The organism is Bradyrhizobium genomosp. I (2014) (assembly GCF_000261685.1).
GTDB lineage: Bacteria > Pseudomonadota > Alphaproteobacteria > Rhizobiales > Xanthobacteraceae > Bradyrhizobium.
Genome location: NZ_AJQE01000395.1, coordinates 1 through 20,448 on the forward strand (window position 1 = coordinate 1; position 20,448 = coordinate 20,448).

General features: G+C 59.9%; 16 protein-coding genes and 2 pseudogenes. 7 read left to right on the forward strand and 11 right to left on the reverse strand.

Annotation, left to right across the window (positions count from 1 at the left end; genetic code table 11):
* Nucleotides 1-40: 40 nt before the first annotated feature.
* A complete protein-coding gene (locus tag IC50_RS34855) occupies nt 41-337 on the forward strand; it encodes a DCL family protein (RefSeq protein WP_011084973.1) in 297 nt (98 codons plus the stop codon).
* 741 nt (nt 338-1,078) lie between these two features.
* Here the strand turns inward: IC50_RS34855 and IC50_RS43505 are convergent.
* Both IC50_RS43505 and IC50_RS34870 read right to left on the reverse strand, forming a co-directional pair.
* A pseudogene (locus tag IC50_RS43505) lies at nt 1,079-1,281 on the reverse strand (transposase); the annotation flags it as partial.
* A gap of 179 nt (nt 1,282-1,460) precedes the next feature.
* Nucleotides 1,461-2,657 carry a sensor histidine kinase gene (locus tag IC50_RS34870; protein ID WP_014497705.1) on the reverse strand — a complete coding sequence of 399 codons (1,197 nt, stop codon included), beginning with the start codon at nt 2,655-2,657 and terminating at the stop codon, nt 1,461-1,463.
* Nucleotides 2,658-3,026: 369 nt separating this feature from the next.
* On the opposite strand from IC50_RS34870, the gene IC50_RS34875 reads away from it, so the two are divergent.
* Nucleotides 3,027-3,260: a hypothetical protein gene (locus tag IC50_RS34875; protein WP_014497706.1), complete on the forward strand. Its 234-nt coding sequence runs from the start codon at nt 3,027-3,029 to the stop codon at nt 3,258-3,260.
* A 438-nt stretch (nt 3,261-3,698) separates the two neighbouring features.
* On the opposite strand, the gene IC50_RS34880 is transcribed toward IC50_RS34875, so the two are convergent.
* Both IC50_RS34880 and IC50_RS34885 read right to left on the reverse strand, forming a co-directional pair.
* Complete coding sequence (locus tag IC50_RS34880; protein ID WP_035715824.1) at nt 3,699-5,381, reverse strand: ATP-binding protein; 1,683 nt, start codon at nt 5,379-5,381, stop codon at nt 3,699-3,701.
* The gene (locus tag IC50_RS34885) at nt 5,368-6,888 is read right to left on the reverse strand and encodes an ATPase domain-containing protein (RefSeq protein ID WP_018646982.1); all 1,521 of its coding nucleotides are present in this window, start codon (nt 6,886-6,888) and stop codon (nt 5,368-5,370) included. Before IC50_RS34885 ends, IC50_RS34880 begins: the two co-directional genes overlap by 14 nt.
* Nucleotides 6,889-7,098: 210 nt before the next feature.
* On the opposite strand from IC50_RS34885, the gene IC50_RS34890 reads away from it, so the two are divergent.
* Complete coding sequence (locus IC50_RS34890; RefSeq protein WP_014497709.1) at nt 7,099-9,093, forward strand: hybrid sensor histidine kinase/response regulator; 1,995 nt, start codon at nt 7,099-7,101, stop codon at nt 9,091-9,093.
* A 507-nt stretch (nt 9,094-9,600) separates the two neighbouring features.
* On the opposite strand, the pseudogene mmsA reads toward IC50_RS34890, so the two are convergent.
* A pseudogene (mmsA, locus tag IC50_RS34900) lies at nt 9,601-10,602 on the reverse strand (CoA-acylating methylmalonate-semialdehyde dehydrogenase); the annotation flags it as partial.
* Between mmsA and IC50_RS43840 the strand changes: the two are divergent.
* A complete protein-coding gene (locus IC50_RS43840; RefSeq protein WP_202557216.1) occupies nt 10,586-11,062 on the forward strand; it encodes a hypothetical protein in 477 nt (158 codons plus the stop codon). The pseudogene mmsA and the gene IC50_RS43840 overlap by 17 nt on opposite strands.
* Before the next feature lie 205 nt (nt 11,063-11,267).
* Nucleotides 11,268-11,987 carry an SMP-30/gluconolactonase/LRE family protein gene (locus IC50_RS34910; protein ID WP_347369240.1) on the forward strand — a complete coding sequence of 240 codons (720 nt, stop codon included), beginning with the start codon at nt 11,268-11,270 and terminating at the stop codon, nt 11,985-11,987.
* A 45-nt stretch (nt 11,988-12,032) separates the two neighbouring features.
* Here the strand turns inward: IC50_RS34910 and IC50_RS34915 are convergent, their stop codons facing one another.
* The 5 genes from IC50_RS34915 to IC50_RS34935 all read right to left on the reverse strand — a co-directional run bounded on the left by IC50_RS34915 (nt 12,033) and on the right by IC50_RS34935 (nt 17,773).
* A complete protein-coding gene (locus tag IC50_RS34915; protein ID WP_011084961.1) occupies nt 12,033-13,925 on the reverse strand; it encodes a TRAP transporter large permease in 1,893 nt (630 codons plus the stop codon).
* A complete protein-coding gene (locus tag IC50_RS34920; protein ID WP_014497714.1) occupies nt 13,922-14,947 on the reverse strand; it encodes a TRAP transporter substrate-binding protein in 1,026 nt (341 codons plus the stop codon). Before IC50_RS34920 ends, IC50_RS34915 begins: the two co-directional genes overlap by 4 nt.
* Before the next feature lie 193 nt (nt 14,948-15,140).
* Entirely contained in the window at nt 15,141-16,151 is a 1,011-nt protein-coding gene (locus IC50_RS34925) for a transketolase family protein (RefSeq protein WP_014497715.1), read from the reverse strand.
* Nucleotides 16,148-16,999, reverse strand: coding sequence for a transketolase (locus tag IC50_RS34930; protein WP_018646979.1), 852 nt, complete (start codon nt 16,997-16,999; stop codon nt 16,148-16,150). The genes IC50_RS34925 and IC50_RS34930 overlap by 4 nt, the downstream gene beginning before the upstream one ends.
* Before the next feature lie 24 nt (nt 17,000-17,023).
* Nucleotides 17,024-17,773, reverse strand: coding sequence for an SDR family NAD(P)-dependent oxidoreductase (locus IC50_RS34935; RefSeq protein ID WP_011084957.1), 750 nt, complete (start codon nt 17,771-17,773; stop codon nt 17,024-17,026).
* A 108-nt stretch (nt 17,774-17,881) separates the two neighbouring features.
* Here IC50_RS34935 and IC50_RS34940 point away from each other — a divergent pair, with 108 nt between their 5' ends.
* Complete coding sequence (locus IC50_RS34940; RefSeq protein WP_011084956.1) at nt 17,882-18,778, forward strand: LysR substrate-binding domain-containing protein; 897 nt, start codon at nt 17,882-17,884, stop codon at nt 18,776-18,778.
* Nucleotides 18,779-19,450: 672 nt separating this feature from the next.
* Entirely contained in the window at nt 19,451-19,654 is a 204-nt protein-coding gene (locus tag IC50_RS34945; protein WP_014497717.1) for a hypothetical protein, read from the forward strand.
* A gap of 426 nt (nt 19,655-20,080) precedes the next feature.
* Here IC50_RS34945 and IC50_RS42205 read toward each other — a convergent pair whose 3' ends face one another.
* On the reverse strand, nt 20,081-20,383 hold the full coding sequence (locus IC50_RS42205; RefSeq protein ID WP_014497718.1) for a hypothetical protein: 303 nt from the start codon (nt 20,381-20,383) through the stop codon (nt 20,081-20,083).
* Between the last annotated feature and the right edge of the window lie 65 nt (nt 20,384-20,448).

Genomic DNA, 20,448 nt, shown 5'->3' on the forward strand with positions numbered 1-20,448 from the left:
GGACAGCAATTCTACCGCTTGATTGGAATGGAGGTTTCACATGCCCGCGAAGCCGATCGACCTCGGCCCACTGCACTTCGCCAAAAGAGGTGACGCCGTTGCTTATTTGAATGACATGCTTCACCGGTACGACGTGGGCGATCGGGTTGGCGCCAATGACACAGTGATTCTACGAGCGGCACTGGAGCACCATCCCGATGCCGAGGCCAAGAAGGGATGCGGAATTACCCACTTTAACGTCCGAACTGCTGACTTCGGTACGAAATGCTTCTGGTTGAACCGTACTGACGGAACGACCGAAAAGTTTTCTCATAGGGCCTGTATCTACGGTACCTAGCTAAGCAATTCGCCGAGCTCGGTTGCATAGCGGTGCGCAGTTCTCGGCCTGGTCGGGCAAGATTTTCGCAGGTTCAAATTGCGGAGGCGCAACCACCGATACCGACATTCGGTTCAAGTTGCGATCTGATGGCTTAAGACCACGGCGTCCCGAACGCAGTGAGCATCTTCTAAGTTATTGATCTTTCTTGGTGTGGTGATCGTCCTCGTCCCGTTTTGTTCACGGTCGTTTCACCCAATTCGTTGCGATTTCATTGCTGCCTTTCGCAACGAGAACGGCGCTCGCTGAAACATCGAGCGTGCGTGTGGCAACGCAACGAGTAGGTTGCCGGCCGCTATTTCGCAGAGGGTCGACTTCCCGCGAGATCTCCAGGAGCGCCAGCAAGTACACTGATAGGGCGTTACCGCTGCTCGACGGCATGAAGGCGCCCGAGAAAATTGTCGAAACGCGCCGCGGGAGATACTCAAGCCAATTTCGCCTAAACCGGAGACACCGGCGCCAGATCCAGACGAAGACGATATTGAGGATGATCTCGACGAAATCGATGAGGCGTCGCGGCAGGATCCGAAGTTGCCGCACTTTATTCACAATTCACACGGGGATGCAGATCCGCGGCCGCTCAAGGCATGGCTAATCAAACGGCTGATGCCAGCGGTGGGGCATGGCTTGCTGTCGGGTCAGTGGGGCGCCGGCAAAACATGGTGCACCATCTTGGTGCACGGTGAGCGAAGCAGATCGGGTTGGCGGGACGTTGGCCCATGCGCCGTTCTTCGTGGCGAGCTCCTTAATCCAGTCGGCGTCGTAGCCACGTCAGAAAGCTGCATCGATCCGCGCTTCAGACAAGATAGTCGCTTTCTGGCAAGCCGATTCTCGTGAGCCTCGTCGGGCGTCAGCGCCAGCCGGACCGGCAGGCCGTTGGCATCCACGAGTGCATGAATCTCACTGCGAGGAGGTGGAGGCGGCCGGCTTCGTACTGGACGCGGAAAGCACAATGCTCGCGAACAAGGACGATCCGCACTCGATGAAGGTGTTCGATCCCTCGATCAAGGGCGAGACCGATCGCTTCGCCTATCAGTTCGTGAAGCCATGACAGGTCCGGGATGTAGGATGGACGGAACTTCCTCTAATCGAGCGGCACATCAAGTTGGATTGTTGTGCCCTTTGGCTCGTTTGATGAGACCGCGATGCGTCCATTGAGTTGGGCAAGCAGGCTCTTGATCACCTTGAAGCCCAGGCTCGCTCGCGGCTGGTCCATATCGAAATCCGCCGGCAGTCCCACGCCCTGATCCGCTACCACGACATGCAAATCGGCTCCGCGCCCCGCGCCCGCCACCTGGATTTCGCCGGACTTGTCGGAGTAGGCGTGCTTCGCCGCGTTCGTGACAAGCTCATTGATCAGGAGGCCAAGCGGAATTGCCTTGTCCGCCGGAATCATCAGGTGGTCGAACTTACAGTCAATCTTGTAGGCGAGCGTTTCTTGCAGCTTCCTGCAAAGCTCGCCCGCGAAGTCCGCAATATCGACAAACCCGATCCTGGTGCTGCGCCACAGGTGGTCGTGAACCTGGGCGATCGTCGTGATGCGGGAAGCGGCGTCCTTGAGCGCGTTTTGAACTTCCTCGGACTGTGCGCTGCGGGACTGGACGCGGAGCAGGCCTACCACCGACGCCAGGCTGTTCTTGACACGGTGGCTCATCTCTCGAGTCAACATGGCTTGGTGCTCGAGGGCTTTTTGGAGCTCGGCGTCGGCATGCTGCCGCTCAATGGCGATGCCGAGCAGGCCCGCAAAGCCGGCAAGGAAATCAGCATCCGCGAGATCGAACTGACCCGAGTCAGCGCTGTCGACTTCCAGAACACCAAACGGTAGATGACCTTCGCCGCCCCGCGCGATGAGAACGTTGATGGCGCGCTTGATGCCGTGCTCCGACAGTAGTTTCGGCGTTCGAAAGCGGGTTTCTTCCTGCAGGTGGTTGGAAATGACGATTTGGCCGGTATGGAACGCGTAGCCGGCGGGAGACTCCAGATCGACGCCCAGGGATATCTGGCCGATCGTCTCCGGCGCCCATCCGACGCCTGCGCTCACCAGCAACCGTTTTTCCTCCGGCATGTACTCCAGGACCTTGGCAAAAGGTGTTTCGAGACCCTGGGCACAGAGCTGCGTCGCTCGTTGGAGTATCTGGCCGATGTCGCGGGTCTGCAGCGCGGTTCGGCCGAACTCGCCCAGCAAGGACTGTTGCCTCAACCGGTACGGAAGTTCCTGTCTGGTTGCCCCGGTCGATGCGACGGGAGACGTCACGGATTCTGTCCCCGTGAGGGTTGGCATGAACTCGTCCCTTCGAACCCTGGCTGGCCCGCCTTCGGCTTGTAGCATGATAAGTTACGCGCCTAACCTCTTTCCTAGCGTCTAGTGCTTGGCGCGGCCTTGCTGGAAAATACCCTAGTAGGATCTCAATTATGGAACTTACTGTTCCACCACGTCTTACCCTGCCGCGCGACTGCGACGAGGCAGCCAGGGGGAGATTGGCTTTGACCGATGCGGTTAAGATTCTGGTCGTCGAGGACGACCAGCTTATTCGGGCTATGGTCGAAGAAGCTCTTTCAGACGGCGGCTTTGCGTCCACCCTGACGGCGTCTGGCGAGGAAGCCATTACTCTTTTGCAGGCAGGACGACGAATCCAAATTCCGGGCGGTCGTGACCGACATCAACCTGCTGGGAAAGCTCGATGGATGGAAGGTCGGTCGCTCTGCCCGGGAGATCGATCCGACGATGCCCATCATCTACATGACCGGCACTCACGGGGAGGAATGGGCGTCCGAGGGCGTCCCAAACAGCCTACTGCTTGCAAAGCCCTTTGCCCCTGCTCAGATCGTAACCGCGATATCGCAGCTTCTTAACGCGGCCCCGCCGATCCCACCCGCAGACTAGCGAGCCGGTCTCATGGGCGAGAAAGCTGAAGAACCAATCAAGCCTCGCTGGGCTAGTTCAACTAGGCTATCGAGGCCGAGCGGGCCGCATTGGAGGGCGCTCGTAAGCAACGCCCGTTGGGAGAAGCAGAAGCACAAGCTGAACTTCGCCGCGCGCCGGGCCCCAAAAAACATAGTTCACGCCGCCGCCGTTGCGCATCGCCATCAATGGCGCGGCGCAGGCCAACGTGCACCAGATCGAGTCCAAGGCGGCCTGAGCGAACGCGTATAACGGCCCGGCGTTTCAGGCACTACCCCCACTCGTCATCGAATGGGGGAAACGATGAACCCGCCCGGCGGAAGGCCGCAGCGCCGCTTTTCTACGGCGCGCGCACAAACCACCTGAAGGGACGGCTCGAAATCCGTCTACCCGGCAGGTGCACGCTGCCGCTGAGCGGCATTAGAAGCCATCCCTTCCATTCGGCAGGAGGTGCGCGATCTCCGTCGCAAGTTGAGCTTGCGTGTAAGGTTTCGCGAGACGTGCGACGTCTACCACTTCGCTTCCTTCCAGTTCAGCGAACCCCGTCGCAAGCAAGATCGGAAGTCGAGGATATTGGCGGCGCACTTCTCGGGCCAATTCGATTCCTGTCATTCCTGGCATCGCGTGGTCGGTTATTAAAAGATCAGCAGCTAAGCCACTTTCAAGAAGCCGCAACGCCTCAATGGCGGAATGCGCTTCAATCACCTGATGTCCCAGGTCTTCCAGCAGATCGACAGTACTGCCGGCGATCAGAAGATCGTCGTCTACAAAAAGAATCTTCGCTGGCGCCGAGGCTTGGGTAACGATGTTCGGCGCGCGTCCGGAAGGCGGCGACGTTTCACTGGCAACGGGAAGCCAAAGTCTGGCGGTTGTCCCGCTTGAGGGGGTGCTTTCGAGCCGCAGGGCACCTCCGGATTGTTGCGCCAGGCCGAACACCATGGACAAACCCAAACCCGTGCCCTTGCCGACTCCCTTCGTTGAGAAGAAAGGTTCTACGGCCCGGGCCAGCGTTTGTGCGTCCATTCCTTCTCCAGTATCTCGCACCGAGAGCACCACGTATCGGCCTGGTTGGACACCAAGCTGATCGTCGATGTCGACAATTTGCTCGGACAGCCCGACCGTGAGGACGCCGCCAGTAATCATAGCGTCCCGGGCATTCACGGCGAGATTGAGCAGAGCCATTTCGAGCTGGTTCGGGTCGACGTCGACGACCGGCATATTGTCTTCGGCGTGAAGCTCGATCCGAACCATCGGACCCACCGAACGATCTATGAGGCCTATCATGTCTTCCACAAGACTTCGGACGTCTGTAGCTTGCGCCTTCAGTTCCTGCTTGCGCGCAAAAGCGAGTAGCCTTTGTGTTAGAGTGGCGCCACGGCGGGCGCCCTCCATGGCGCCATCCAGGAGCCTGTGAAGTCGAGCATCTTCACCTAGTTTTTTCGAAAGCAGGTCGAGGTTGCCGATGACAGCCATAAGCAGGTTATTGAAATCGTGCGCGACCCCGCCGACAAGTTGGCCCAACGCCTCGATTTTCTGTGCCTGCAGCAACGCTGCCTGGGCCCGCTCGCGACCCGCAATTTCTTCCCGGAGTTGACTGTTCGCCCGCTCAAGGTCAGCCGTTCTCTCCGCAACCAAACGCTCCAGTTCGGCAGAGGCGCCGCGCTGCGCCTCAAGGTACGCACGAGTTTGATACTGTCGTCTTCGAGCGCGCTCTGCGGAAAGTACCGTGGCCTGAAGCGTGATGGCCTGCAAGGGGCGCTCGAGAAAGCCCACGTTACGCAGGCGAATGACCAACTCCCGCCTGAACGCGGCAAACTTGCCACCTTCATTGCGGTTGGTCAGTACGACAAAGGGTTGATCGGACCACGGTGGCTGACGGCCCACCCAGTCCTCCAGAACGCGGGCATTATTGCCGTAGAGCGCCTCCTCCGCCACAACCACGACTTCGATGACCCACTCGAGATTCTCTATCACTTCCTGAAGCGTGTTGCAGACCACGGGACGTAAGCCTGCCCTTTCGATCAACTTGGCAACAGTTGCCGCGTCCCGTCCAATGGGCATCAGGACCAAAACCACGCCTTTTGGCGTTTCAGGCCGGACCATCGGTGTCCCGAGGCATCAAAGGTGCCTCCTCCCCCTTGTACACCGGCGTACCGCCGAAAATGCCACTGAAACCCTTTAGCGGGGGTCCGACGGTGATGCCTTGGTGGCTCAGTTTGAATTCTCGGATCGTATGTTCGTGATTGCCGCTTCGCTTTTTCACGACGGACAGTGCGCGCCGCACGCTGCCATCAAACTCGAAATAACGCAGCATCAGCACGCCATCGGCGAGATAACTAATGTCCAGCGGCGTATCCATCGGTCCGACGAGGCCATGCTGAGCCAGCACGAGGATGGTCAGGGCGCCGCGATGACTGAGATAGCTCAGCAGCTCGTGCATCTGAAGAATCAAAAAGCGCTCATCCGGCATCGCATTGAGATAGCCATTGAGGCTGTCGATTATCACTACCCGCGCGTCAGCACGTTCTACGCTGCTCCGCACCGCGTCGGCAAACTCGCCTGGCGCCATTTCAGCAGGGTCGATTTGCTGAAAATCGATCAAGCCTTTATCGAGCCCGTCTTGAAGTGGAAGTCCCAACGTCTTCGCTCGCGCACTCACAGTGCCGCGTCCTTCGTCGAAGGCAAAAATCACGGAGCGTTCGTTTCGGGCTGCGGCTGCGATCGCATAGGTAAGCGCCAGCGATGATTTTCCAACGCCCGCTGCACCGATGAGGAGCACATTCGTTCCGCGCTCAAGGCCACCGCCCAGAAGAGTGTCCAGTTCCGGATTGCCGCTCAAGACGACGTCGCTGTCGAATTCCTTATGATGTTCTGCTGCGACAAGTCGGGGGTAAACCATGAGACCACCATGCCGGATGGTGAAGTCGTGAAATCCCCCCTTGAATTCGATACCACGCATCTTCACGACACGAAGGCGTCGCCGCTGCGCGCCGTAATCGATTGCCAACTGTTCAAGAAGCACAACGCCATGGGCGATCGAATGCAATTGCAGATCGTTCTGCTGTGATGAAAGGTCATCAAGCAAAACCACAGTGGACTTGCGACCTGAAAAGAAGTGTTTCAACGCGAGGATCTGACGGCGGTATCTAAGGGGGCTTTGTGCCAGCAGGCGAAGCTCCGACAGGCTATCGAGTACAATTCGCGCCGGCGCCAGTGCCTCGACCCGGTCAAAGATCATCTGCGTGGTTTCGCTAAGCTCCATCTCGGCCGGATGCAGCACCGTGAGTTCCTGGCTCGGATCCAGCGTGGTCTCAGGCGGGATCAATTCAAAGATTGTAATGCCGTTGAGCGACCACCCATGACGCTTTGCGACCAGACGCAATTCTTGCTCAGTCTCCGATAGCGTGATGTAGAGGGTCGGTTCGCCGACGCGAACTCCTTCCAGCAAAAATTCCAGAGCGAGGGTTGTCTTGCCTGAACCGGGTTGGCCTTCAAACAGATACATTCTCTCGGGATCAAAGCCGCCTCCGAGAATGTCATCTAGACCAAAATTTCCGGTGGAAATCCTCGGGAGCTCACAGCCGTCGAGCAACCGCTTTTCCTCATCCATATCAACCCCCGTTTCGCCGCAGGCGGAGCCGCCTTTGATTTATGGAAACTTCTGCTCCCGGGCAGGGTTCCCCGGCCAAGCCGGAGCCTCGACGGCGATACTCACCACTTGCGATCCTGTGGTCTTAAGCATTGCTCGGCCGGCCACGGCGACAGGGGCACAATGCCACGGTGTACGGAACAATCCCGCATCCAAATACGTTGAACCTGTTTGGGAGCGCTCCACCCGTTGAAAACACTGCAAACAAAGCTCGACGGGGTCGCCGACGCGCGGCCGCTTCAACTGCTCATCGACTCCATCGTGGACTACGCCATCTACATGATCGATGTAGATGGCACCGTGCGCAGTTGGAACTCCGGTGCCGAGCGATTGAAGGGCTACTCAGCGGACGAGATCATCGGCAAGTCCTTCTCATTGTTTTATCCGCCCGAGGATCGCGCGAAAGAGCTTCCCCAAACAGCGTTGAAAATTGCGGCAGAGACCGGCCGGTTCAGTTCCGAAGGGTGGCGCGTCCGCAAAGACGGGACCCGCTTTTGGGCGTTAGTCGTCGTGGATGCGATCCGCGACGAGCAAGGTCAGGTGATCGGCTTTGCAAAGGTCACGCGCGACATCACAGAACGTCAGCAGGCCCACAACGATCTGCTGGAGAGCGAGCGACGATACCGTCGATTGATCGAGGCTGTTGTCGATTATGCGATTTTTCAGCTGGATCCTGCCGGCAATATAACCACCTGGAATCCGGGTGCACAGCGCATCAAAGGCTACGATCCGGATGAAATTATCGGTCAGCACTTCAGTCGCTTCTACACGCCTGAAGATATTCAAACTGGCGTACCGAAACGGGCGCTCGCCGAAGCGGCCAAATTGGGACGCTTCGAGGCTGAAGGTTGGCGAGTGCGAAAGGACAGCAGTCGCTTTTGGGCGTCAGTTGTCATCGATCGCATCACCGACGAGGCCGGCGAATTGGTTGGGTTTGCAAAAGTAACGCGTGACGTAACCGAGCGAAAGCAGGCCCAGGACGAACTCCAGCGCACTCAGCAGCAGTTAGCCGCCTCTCAGAAGCTCGAAGCGGTAGGCCAGCTCAGCGGCGGGATCGCGCACGACTTCAATAATCTCCTGATGATCGTGCTTGGCAACCTTGAGACCGCGGAGCGGAACAGCCGCGGCCTGACTAACAGCACGAATCTTCAGCGGGCACTCGCCAATGCCAAGCGGGGCGCGCAGCGTGCCGCAGCACTGACTAGCCGCCTGCTCGCATTCTCCCGTCGGCAAGCGCTGGATCCGCAGCCTATCAATCTGAATATTTTTCTGAATGGATTGCAGGAGTTTCTGCAACGTACCCTCGGTGAACGCATCGAAGTTCAAACCGTCGGAAGTGCGGGTCTCTGGTCGATCGAGGCTGATACCAACCACCTCGAGTCTGCCATTATCAATCTCGGTATCAACGCACGCGACGCGATGCCGGATGGCGGCAAACTCACGGTCGAGGCTATGAACGTATTAGCTGACGAGGACTATTGCCGAGTGAATCCTGAGCTCTCCCCGGGCCATTATGTCATCGTTTGCGTAACAGACACTGGGACCGGGATGACCGCGGACGTCCTCAATCATGCTTTCGAGCCTTTTTTTACCACGAAAGAGCTCGGGCAAGGGACAGGCCTCGGACTTAGCCAAGTCTATGGTTTCGTAAAGCAGTCGGGTGGGCACGTGAAGATCTACAGCGAAGTCGGCCAAGGTACCAGCATCAGAATGTATTTCCCCCGCTACCATGGAGATGCTCGACCCGCCGAGGGTAATGCAGACGAGTTTCGCCCGGAAGGTGAGAAACTGGAGACGATACTCGTCGTCGAAGATGATACGGACCTGCGTGCATATGTTTCTGAGCTTCTGCGAGATTTAAATTATCGCGTGGTTGTGGCATCCAGCGCCCAGGCTGCCTTGACCATCCTTCTGCAGGAAGAGCCGAAGGTTGATCTTGTGCTGACGGATGTCGTCATGCCGGGAATCAATGGACGGGAGATGGGCCGGCGCGCACAGCAGATCCGCCCAGGCATCAAGATCCTGTACATGACAGGTTACTCGCGAAATGCCGTGGTCCACCAAGGGCGCCTTGATGAGGGCGTCGAGCTATTAGAGAAGCCGATCTCTCAGGCAAAACTCGCTTTTCGTGTGCGCGAAATGTTAGACCGGCTTGACCAATACTGAATTGAATTCGCGCCAGCGCAGGCCGTGATCCGGTACACAGGTCAATTCTATTCGCTCTTCTTGTTGGCCAAAGTGCTCCGCGTCGAGAATCTGACGGCGAACTACATGCTTATCGGCGCCACTATCATCACCGTGCCTCTGTATGTCGTGTTCGTCAGTCTTTCGGACAAGATCGGCCGCCGCAAGGCGTATGTCGCTGTGGCCCGAGTATGCGTGGCCGCACCCCAACTTTTTCGGCGCCCGCGGTCGACCTCAGTCGAAATGCGGAGGCGTACAAAATCGCGCCAATGACGGAGAGAGTGTCAGTCAATCCCAAATGAAAGATAAAGCATTTTTAAGTTTCTTGGGCGCCAAAACCCGCCATTCGAGCTACGGCCGAACACAACTGTCTGCGGCATGCTCGAGCATTTCTCTAAGACAGAGGCCGTTAGAATGACCTATGAAAAGAACGAGGGCCGATGGCCCTCGCAGTCTGGGAGAACAGACAAAAGCAGTATCCGGCAGCCGTCATGACATGGTCGGCATGACGAATTCGGCACCGGCCCGTATTCCGGTTAGCCAGCGGCTTGTCACTGTCTTCATTCGCGTGTTGAAGCGGACGCCTTCCGGTCCATGCATGTGATGATCGCCGAAGATCGACGCTTTCCATCCACCGAAGGAGTGGAAGGCCATCGGCACCGGAATCGGAACGTTGATGCCGACCATGCCGACCTTGATCTGGTGAGCAAATTCACGAGCAGCATCGCCGTCACGTGTGAAGATCGATGTCCCGTTGCCGAACTCGTGCTCATTGATCAGCCGCGCGGCCGTCGCATAATCCGGTGCTCGCACGACCGAGAGCACTGGCCCGAAGATCTCCTCCTTGTAGATCTTCATGCTCGGCTTGACGTGATCGAACAAAGTCCCGCCCAGGAAGAAGCCGTCTTCGTAGCCCTGCATTTTGAATTTGCGTCCGTCGACGAGCAACTTCGCGCCGTCCGCAACGCCCGCATCGATGTAGCTTCGGACCTTGTCCAGATGCTGCTTCGTGACGATAGGACCCATCTCGGCCTCGGGATCGGTACCCGGCCCGACCTTCAGGCCTCGAACCTTCGGCTCCAAGGCTGAGATCAGCTTGTCCGCGGTCCCCTCGCCGACCGGTACGGCAACAGAAATCGCCATGCAGCGTTCGCCGGCGGAGCCGTAAGCGGCACCCATCAGTGCATCAACCGCCTGATCCATGTCGGCATCGGGCATCACGATCATGTGGTTCTTGGCGCCGCCGAGAGCCTGACAGCGTTTTCCGGTATTCGCGGCGGTCGAATAGATGTACTGCGCAATGGGCGTGGACCCTACGAAGCTGACCGCCGAGACGTTCGGATGATGCAGTAGCGCGTCGACGGCTTCCTTATCACCCTGCACCACGTTGAAGACGCCATCCGGCAGGCCGGCTTCCTTCAGCCATTCCGCCATGATTAGCGAAGCGGATGGATCACGTTCCGACGGCTTCAGGATGAAGGTGTTTCCGCAGGGGGCTCCGCTTGAACTGTTCGAGCAGCCTCGTACGGGCTTTGTGGCCGGCTTCCTCGGGTCTCCGTCGATCAACCTCGTCCCGGCGACCCTCAAGACAAGCGGCGGCTGCGCCGCAGTTGTGTTTCAGTCCGGCGGTGCGCTGACGCTTCCGAATGCAAGAGCCAAATTGCGGACAGGTGCGGATGGCCAAGAAGTTCTGGTGGGCATTCGACCCCAGCACTTCAGCCGGGCTGGCGGCGGACCTCCGCGCGACGGGGTGGTCTCCTATTCGGCCGTCGTCGACCTCATTCAGCCGACGGGGACCCGTACATTCACCACCATCAAGATCGGCGGCGTCGATGCGGTCGCGGAGTTGCAGGCTCATGACGTCAGCAGCCATGGCGAGCGGATCAACCTCGCCATCGACCTCAATCGCGTGGTGCTGATCGATCCGGCCAGCGGCCTGGTCATCTCGTAACGAGCGCCGGCAATCTGGAGAACGGGAGGAAAAAATGGCGTCGAGACTGTTTGCCACCGGAATTGGAGCTCCGGAGGGGCCGGTGTGCCTGCCCGATGGATCGATGTATGTGACCGAAATGTCCGCGTCGACCCTTTGCATCACACGGCTTGACTCTCGCGGCAATCGCAGGGTGATCCGGACGACTGGCGGGCGTCCGAACGGGTTGACGACTGATGGCCACGGCCGGATCTGGATCGCGGAAGCAGGCCTCCGGGCGCTGATCTGCATCGACGACGGCGGAAACGAGATCCGGCGCATGCAGGGCGAAGGTACGGACCGCTTTCTATTTCCGAACGATCTTTGCTTCGGCCCGAACGGACTGCTCTACCTGACCGACTCCGGCATGGCGGCCGAAGATTTCATCAACGGCCAGGCCTTCGTCGACGGCTATATGGACCTTGATTGGGACGGCCGTGTGTATGAGATCGATCCGGCGGCCATGAAGGTGCTACGCGTGCTCGATCGGAAGATCCGCTTCACCAACGGCATTGCTTTCGGCTCCGACAATCACCTCTATGCCAACGCGTCCTTCACCGGCGAGATCTACCGATATGACGTGCTCGGCGAAGCCTCGCCTAGACGCGAGGTCTTCGGCAACGTCCTGCAACCGAATGCCAATCCCGATTTCAAAGGTCCGGACGGGATGGCCTTCGGCACGGATGGCCGCCTCTATTGCACGGTCTACAACCAGAAGAACGTCAGGGTGCTGGACCGACGGGGTGAAGTCGTCGACCGGCTGATCCCGGATGGGCCGCAGCCGACGAATTGTGCCTTCACGCTCGAGGGCAAGAAGCTACGCGTGACTGAAGTCGGCAAGGGGCAAGTCGAAGAGATCGATATGCCCTGCGAGGGCCTGCCGCTGCATCTGCCGAAGTTCGCCTGACGAGGTGCCTCGCGGTTTTGTCCCGCAAGGCGTCCCGCAGATGCGTCAAAGGAAGCCGATCGATAGCCAGGGCACGGCCGCGACGATCAGCGTGCCGATCAAAAGCGCGATCATGTAGCCCACGATCGGCTTCATGCCCTCGTCCGGGTTGATGCGGCTGATGGCGCAAGCCGCGTAGTAGCCGACGCCGAACGGTGGCGCGAACAGGCCGATGCCCATCGCGAGAACGACCACCATCGCGTAGTGGACATCGTGCACCCCGACCTGCCGCGCGATCGGGAACAGGAGCGGGCCGAACAAGACGATGGCCGGGATCCCTTCCAGAACGCTGCCCAGGATCACGAAGGTCACGATCGTCACGGCAAGGAAGACAGGTACTCCGCCGGGAAGGCTGGTCATGAACTTTGCAAGAGAGGCAGAAAATCCCGACTGGGTCAGCGCCCAGGCCATGCCCGTCGCCGCGCCGATGATGAGCAGGATCGCCCCCGACAGCGAAGCCGTCTCGACCAGCATCGGATAGATGCGGCGCCAGTCGAACTGCCGATAGATGAAGAGTCCCGCACAGGCCGAGTACAGGATCCCGATGGTCGAGACCTCCGTTGCCGTCGCAACGCCTTCGACGACGGCGGTCCGGATCACGAATGGCAGCGCGATGGCCGGTATCGCGATCACAAAGGCGCGGCCAATCTGCCGCCCCGTCGCCCGTTTGACGTGAGACAGGTCCTCGCGGCGGTATCGCCACCACACCACGGCCGCGAGCATGATCGCGAGCACCACGCCCGGAAGCAACCCGCCGGTGAACAGCGCCGAGATCGACACACCGGTCACCGAGCCGATCGTGATCAGAACGAGTGACGGGGGAATCGTCTCGGTCTGCGCCCCCGTCGCGGCCAGGAGCGCAACGAGATCGCCGGGCTTGGCCCCACGCTGCCGCATCTCGGGAAACAGCACTGGAGCCACCGCAGCCATGTCCGCCGCCTTGGAGCCGGAGATGCCTGAGACCAGATACATCGCCCCGACCAGCACGTAGTGCAGTCCGCCACGCACGTGGCCCAAAAGGCTTGCCAGGAAGCTGACCATGGCGCGCGCCATGCCCGTCATCTCGATCAGAAGGCCGAGAAAGACGAAGAGAGGCACGGCAAGCAGGATCAAGTGGCTCATGCCCTCGTCCATTCGTCCGATCATCACGACGTCGGGCGTGCTGGTTGTCAGGGCGAGATAGCCGACCGTGGCGAGGCCAAATGCAAACGCGATCGGCACGGCCGCAAAGACCATCGCGCCGACCACGAAAACGAAGAAGATCAGAAGATTCAGATTGCCAAGTGCCTTCAAGACCGGCGCCAGCAGAATGAACGTTCCGATGATGCCTGCGACGATCGCCAGGGAGGCCAGCAAGCTGCGCAGGCTCGCGATGCGGATGAGCCGGAGGACGGCTGCGATCAGCATCAGCCCGATGCCGATCGGCAGCGCTGCCGCACGCCAGGTGTTGACGATCTCGAGCGCCGGAGTGGTGACGAAGGCCTCGTCGGCGGCGAATTCATAGGCCGGCCAAACGACGAGCACGAGAAATGCCAGCGACGCCGCGGCCGCTATGACATCCAGGAACGCGCGGAGCTCCGCACTGAGCACGCCGACGATGGCGGTCATCCGCATGTGCTCGCCGCGCTGGAACGCAATCACAGACCCGAGCATGGCGAGCCAGAGGAAGAGAATGCCGGCAAGCTCGTCGGACCAGACGATCGGCGAGCGGAATACGTATCTGCCCACGATGCCCGCGGACAGCACCACGATCTCCGCCAGCACGAGCAAGGCCGCCGGGACTGCGACAGCGTGGCCAAGCACCATGTTCGCTGTCACCACCCATCGGCGCGAATTCGCTTGAGATCTGCCGGCCGCGAGCCCGGTATCCACATGCGGCGTATGGCTCACGCTGGTCATGATAGCTGGCCCGCGGCTTTTTCAAGGTGAGACCATGCCTCCTCGCCAAACTTGCCCTTCCAGTCGGCGTAAAAGCTGGTCTTAGACAGCGCCTGGCGGAAAGCGGCACGATCGACGTCGATGAACTTGAGACCTTTGGTCGACAGATCGGCGCGCAGGGACTGGCTGAGCTTTGCGATGTCTGCCCGCTGATCGACCGCGGAGCGATCGAGCTCGCGCGTCACGATCTCCTGCACATCCTTGGGCAGGCGCTCGAAGGCGCGCTTGTTGCCCAGAATCCAGTAGCCATCCCAGACGTGCCCGGTGAGGCTACACGTGCTCTGCACTTCGTAAAGACGCGCGGTCGCGATGATCGGCAACGGATTCTCCTGGCCGTCGACGACCTTGGTCTGCAACGCGGAATAGACCTCGTTGAAGTTGATCGGCGTCGGCCCGGCGCCGAGCGCCTTGAAGAGCGAGGTGAGCAGCGGCGCGGGCGGAACGCGGATCTGGAAATTCTTCAGATCATCCGGCGTCCGGACCTCGCGGCCCGACGAGGTCACCTGACGAAAGCCGTTGTCCCAGGCCTTCGAAACCGCCATGATTGGCGTCTTGGCGATTTGCGCCCGGATGTAAGTGCCGAGGTCGCCGTCCATCGCCTTCCATACGCTGTCGTAGTCGGCGAATGCGAAGCCGGTGTTCACAATGCCTGCGCTAGGTACGAGGGTGGCAAGAATCGAGGACGATTGGTTGAAGAACTCGACGCCGCCGCTGCGAACTTGGGTCAAAAGCTCGGTGTCGGAGCCGAGCTGGTTGGCCGGAAATAGCCTGATCTCCAGCCGACCGCTCGTCGCTTCGCGGATACGGTCGATCGCCTCTTGCGCCCGGATATTCACCGGATGCGTTGGGTCCTGTCCGGTCGCGAACTTGTAGACGAACTCGGCGGCAGACGCCGGGCGGGTGAGAATCCCGCAGAGAGGAACGGTGGTGGCGGCCATCAACAGCGAACGGCGACTGATGCTTCCGGGCTTCGATGCAGTCATGTTTTCCTCCTGGTCCTTCATTGACGTTGCTGCCCGTTGCATCAGCGCAGGCTGACGTGCAGCTTTCCGGGTTCTTCGCTTGCCGGCTCTCGACCACCGGCATTTGGGCAGGAGCAATCACTCGCCGCCGCAACATGCGACGGGCGTAGCTCCTCACCTGGGCTTGGCTAAGTTGGCGCTTAGCGCCGGTACACTAAAGCCACCGCTTGATCTGCCGTGCGACCTCTGCGGTGGAAATCCCGTAGCGGTCGTGCAGGGTCGGAAGTGCGCCGGCGTCAAGAAACTCGTCCGGCAATGCGATCTGGCGGAAGGGCGGATGGACGCCGGAACGCATCAGAAGCGCGGCAGCCGCCTCGCCGAGACCGCCAATCGTTGTGTGGTTTTCGGCAACGACGACCAGGCGGCCCGACTTGCCGGCTTCACGCAAGATCGTCTCGGTATCGAGCGGCTTGATGGTTGGAACATGCAGCACCGCAATATCGATGCTGTCGTCTTTCAAGGTCTGTACGGCTTCGAGCGCGCGCATGGTCATGATGCCGGATGAGATGACCAGGGCGTCCTTCCCGTCGCGGATCAGCTTGGCCTTGCCGAGCTCGAATTTGTAGTCGTACTCGTCCAGAACGACCGGCACCTGGCCGCGCAGCAGGCGGGTGTAGACTGGCCCCTGATGCGCCGCGATGGCAGGCACCAACTGCTCGATCTCGTGGGCATCGCAGGGATCGATGACCGTCATATTTGGCATGGCACGAAATAGCGCGAGATCCTCTGCGGCCTGGTGACTCGGGCCGTAGCCCGAGGTCAGGCCGGGCAAAGCACAAACGATCTTCACGTTGCGGTCTTCCTCCGCAATCGTCTGGTGAATGAAATCGTAAGCCCGCCGAGACGCGAACACCGCGTAAGTGGTCGCGAAAGGCATGAAGCCTTCGGCAGCGAGGCCGGAGGCGGCGCCGAACAGAAGCTGCTCGGCCATGCCCATCTGGTAATAGCGGTCCGGGAACTCCTTTGCGAAGATGTACATGTCGGTGTATTTGCCGAGATCGGCCGTCATGCCGACCACCTCAGGGCGGTGGCGCGCGAGTTCGACGAGCGCGTGTCCGAACGGCCCCGGTCTGGTCTTCTGCCCCTCGGCTGCGATCGATGCGATCATCGCTGAGGTGGTCAGGCGCGGCTTGCCCGGCTGCGGTGCTGATCTGACGGTCTTCATGCCTGCCTCCCGGCTTCCAGCGCGGCAAGCGCGAGCTGCCATTCGTGCGGCTCGACGCGGATGAAATGGCTCTTCTCGCGCTGCTCGAGGAAGGGAACACCCTTCCCCATCAGCGTGTCGGCGACGATGATCCGCGGCTTGAGTTCGGGATGGGACTTGGCCGCGTCGAAGGCGGCGACCACGGCATTGAGATCGTTGCCGTTGACGCGCTGCACGAACCAGCCGAAGGCCTGAAGCTTCTTGACCAGCGGCTCGAACGCCATGACCTGCGTGGAAGGACCGTCCGCCTGCTGATTGTTGACGTCGACGATGCCGATCAGATTGTCGAGCTTGTAGTGGCCTGCCGACTGGATCGCCTCCCAGACCGAGCCTTCGTCAAGCTCGCCATCGGAAAATAAGGTGTATACCCGCGCTCCGGATTTCTTGCGTTTGAGTCCCAGGCCCATGCCGACGGCGATGCTGAGTCCGAGCCCGAGCGAGCCGCCCGACATTTCCATTCCCGGTGTGTAGGAGGCCATGCCCGACATCGGCAGGCGGCTCTCGTCGCTGCCATAGGTTTCGAGTTCTTCCTCGGGGACGATCCCCGCCTCGATCAAGGCCGCGTAGAGCGCGATGGCATAATGCCCGTTGGAGAGCAGAAAGCGGTCTCGCTCCTCCCAGGACGGATCTTCGGGTCTGTAGCGCATCGCATGGAAATAGGCGACGGCGAGAACGTCAGAGATGTCGAGCGCCTGTGCGATATAGCCTTGGCCCTGAACTTCGCCCATGCGCAGGGCATTGCGGCGAATATTGTGGGCGCGGTCCGTCAGCTTGGGCGTGTTCGTAAGCGCGTTGGTCGAGGTTTCCATCGATCTGACCCTTGTCTCGCTGGCTCAGTGGATGAGCATGCCGCCGTTCACGTCGATCACGGCGCCGGTTACGTAGGCGGAGAGATCCGAGGCCAGGAAGGTGTAGATACCGGCGACGTCTTCGGCCGTACCGAGACGATTGAGCGGAATGCCTTCCAGGATCTTCGCCCTCATCTCGTCGGTCAGCTTGCCCGCGGTGATATCGGTGCCGATCAGGCCGGGCGTGACGCAATTGACGCGAATGCCGTCCGGGCCGAACTCTCGGGCCATCGCCTTGGCGAGACCAAGTACGCCGGCCTTCGCGGCCGAATAGTGCGGGCCGCCAAAAATTCCACCACCGCGCTGGGCCGAGACCGACGACATGCATGCAATCGATCCGGCTTTCCGTCCGCGCATATGCGGGATCACCGCCTGGGAGAGAAACAGGATGCCCTTGAGATTGACGTCCTGAATGCGATCCCAATCGGCTGCCGAGATCTCCAGGAACTTCACCGGCTGGGTGATGCCGGCATTGTTGATCAAAACATCGGTGCCGCCAAAGGATTCGATCACGCGGGCGACCGCCTGTTCGCAGGACGATTTGTCGGCGACGTCGCACCCTAGTCCGATATGGGAATTTCCGAGCGATGCCGCAGCATCCGTCGCAGCGCCGGCGTCAATATCCAGAATGGCGACCCGAGCGCCCTCGGCGGCGAACCGCCGGGCGGTGGCAAGCCCGATCCCGCGCGGCGAGGCCGCGCCCGAAATGATGGCCGTCTTACCGCTGAGCAGCATCAGTTCCTCCCGCAAATTGTTCTTCCTTGGCGCTTAGGAATGACCCGCCGACCGCCAACGGACAAACGCGCAGTTGTCACGGATCGATGAATCTGGTTCACTTATGGGATGCTGTCGAATATCCCCATATCGGCAATTCGTGCCTTTGAAGCGGCTGCCCGCACCGGATCGTTTCGCGATGCGGCGAATGAGCTTCACCTGACACCGAGTGCCGTTAGTCATGCCATCCGCAAGCTGGAGGGCACCCTTCGGACCGCTTTGTTCGAGCGCAGCGCACGATCCGTGCGACTTACGCCGGCCGGCGAGAACCTGATGCGTCACACGGGAGCGGCATTCGATCAGCTCCGCCGTGGCCTAGAGGAAGTTGCCGCGCGCGGACCACAATTGGTGCGCGTCCATTCCGCGCCCAGCTTTGCTGCGCAATGGCTGGCACCACGGCTTGCACAGTTTCTCGCTGCTTACCCGAAGCTCGAGGTTCGGCTGGCTGCAAGCACGGACTATGCGCGCTTCAGCAACGATGATTTCGATATCGACATCGTCTACGGTCCGCCACGCGCGGAGGGCGTCGAAATTGTCCCTCTGCCGGAGGAGACGGTCACGCCGCTCTGCTCGCCCTCGCTCGCAAAATCGATCAGGAAGCCTGCCGATCTCCTCGATCAGACGCTCATCCGCTCCGACGTGAAGCGGGTGCAGTGGCATCAATGGTTCACCGCGAATGGGTTAGAAGCACCTGCGCTTCACGGCATGAGATTCGACCGAAGCTTTCTTGCGATCGCGACGGCTGCAGAGGGATTGGGCGTGGCCTTGGAATCAACGCTTCTGGCCGAACGCGAACTGGCGTGCGGGCGCTTGGTCGCTCCATTGGCCGGACGCGCCAACGATATCCGCTACGTCGGTCACCGCTTGATCTACCCGCGCGCAAGCCGACAAAGATCGTCGGTACGAGCTTTTGCGGATTGGGTGGTGGCCCAACTCGGCGGCGGAGATGTTCGCTCCTCGCAGTGAGACCTCATCGAGATATTCCTGAAGCTGATGCGGAAATCCACCGCGTTTTGAGGATCTGCCCTTCATAGGAACCCCTCCGACCGCGTGCACGTTGCCGTATCGCTTCAGGACCCCCTGCCTTGGAGCGCCCCAACAGCGGCCTCCGCGTTGCCCCCGCGGGGGTCGTTTTATCGCGAGGCACAATGGACGAGGGTTGGAGAGTAGTGTTCGCGATTAGCGCCACTGCCGTGGTCGCCGGGGGCGCGCCTTCTTTGCCATCCGGTTTATCATCGGTCTGCACCTTTAAGGTCGCCCCTTACCCGTATTTTTCCCTAGGTCCAAAGTCTCACATCCACACACCAGTGGAGAAAGTGTCATCGGTGCACTACGGCTTGCGCTCCCGCATCGGTTGCAGTTGGATAGAGGAGCGAATTTACAAGAGACGTTTTTGAGGGGGAACAATATGAGGGCAGCAACGCTCGTTGCCGGGCTTTTTTTGGCAATCGGAATAATTGGACCGGCCGATGCTCGCGGAGGAGGTCACGGGGGCCGTGTCAGCTATGGCGGCGGACACCACACCTCAAGCCACGGCGGCAGCTTTTCAGGCGGCTCGGGATCGTTGCACCGCGGCGGGACCTATGTGAATTCAAACACCGGGAACCGTTACGGCACCCACCAATAAGAGGAAGCGCAATGGCGAAGTCGACCCGGAATAGCGGCAAGCAGTCGACGTCAGGCGAAGTGAGCCAACTCAAACAACTTGTGAAGGGCAACACACCGACGCGAGTGATCGGCCTGAAGTTGGGCCGAACCGAAAACGCGATCTACAACAAAGCATCTGAGGAAGGAATCTCACTGGCTCCGACGAACCAAAGCCCCTACGGCACGAAGAAGTAGGTACGGAGATCATGCTGAGACATTGGCCTGCGGCGCTTTGCATGGCCCTCGTGGGTTCGGCTTATGGTCAGGCGCCTGCTCCGGCCGCGCCCAAAGCCGCTCCTGAGCCGTCGGCCTATTGTCGATCTTCTGCGCAAATACTCTTTCAGGGTGGAGCTTCGGACGGCGACATCGCCGCCGTCGCGAAGATCTGCCGCCGTGGCGATGTCATCGCCATCAGCACCAGCGCACAAGGTTCAGTATTCTAGGTCGGTCGCCTATGTGACTTTACGAAGTCAGTAGTCGTGATGGGTCCACAGACGCTTTGCGTCCTAGGAGCCGAACGAAGCGTGAGGTGACCAATCCGTGATCGTGATCATGCCCTGCGCGGCGAAATCCAGCTACTGGTTGCTCGCTCGACTGTCACGTCACCGCGACATGTGACATCTACCGCAAAAGCTTCTTTAGCGCAGCGTCGCTCGCTAATCTTGAACTTAAGCGTCGAGCCGCTCCCTGTTGGTTCTCGCCAAGCGTATCTTTGATGATTTCCGTCGCTCGGGTCATCACCTCTTTTCGGACGGATGGGACGGCGCGGATCATCGCCGCAATTTCAGCCTCTGACATACTCTTATTGGGATCCAACTGACGGAGTTCGGCGAACCTTGATTCAACCGCTTTGATTTTTGAGTCATCGAACCACAGAGCAACGCTCTTCTGAGAGTCCGCAATTTTTTGTCGCTTTGTCAGCATCCATATCCTGCGTTCCGACGGGCGAATACATTTGGCCAACTAGCACTACTTTGGCAGATTGTTGA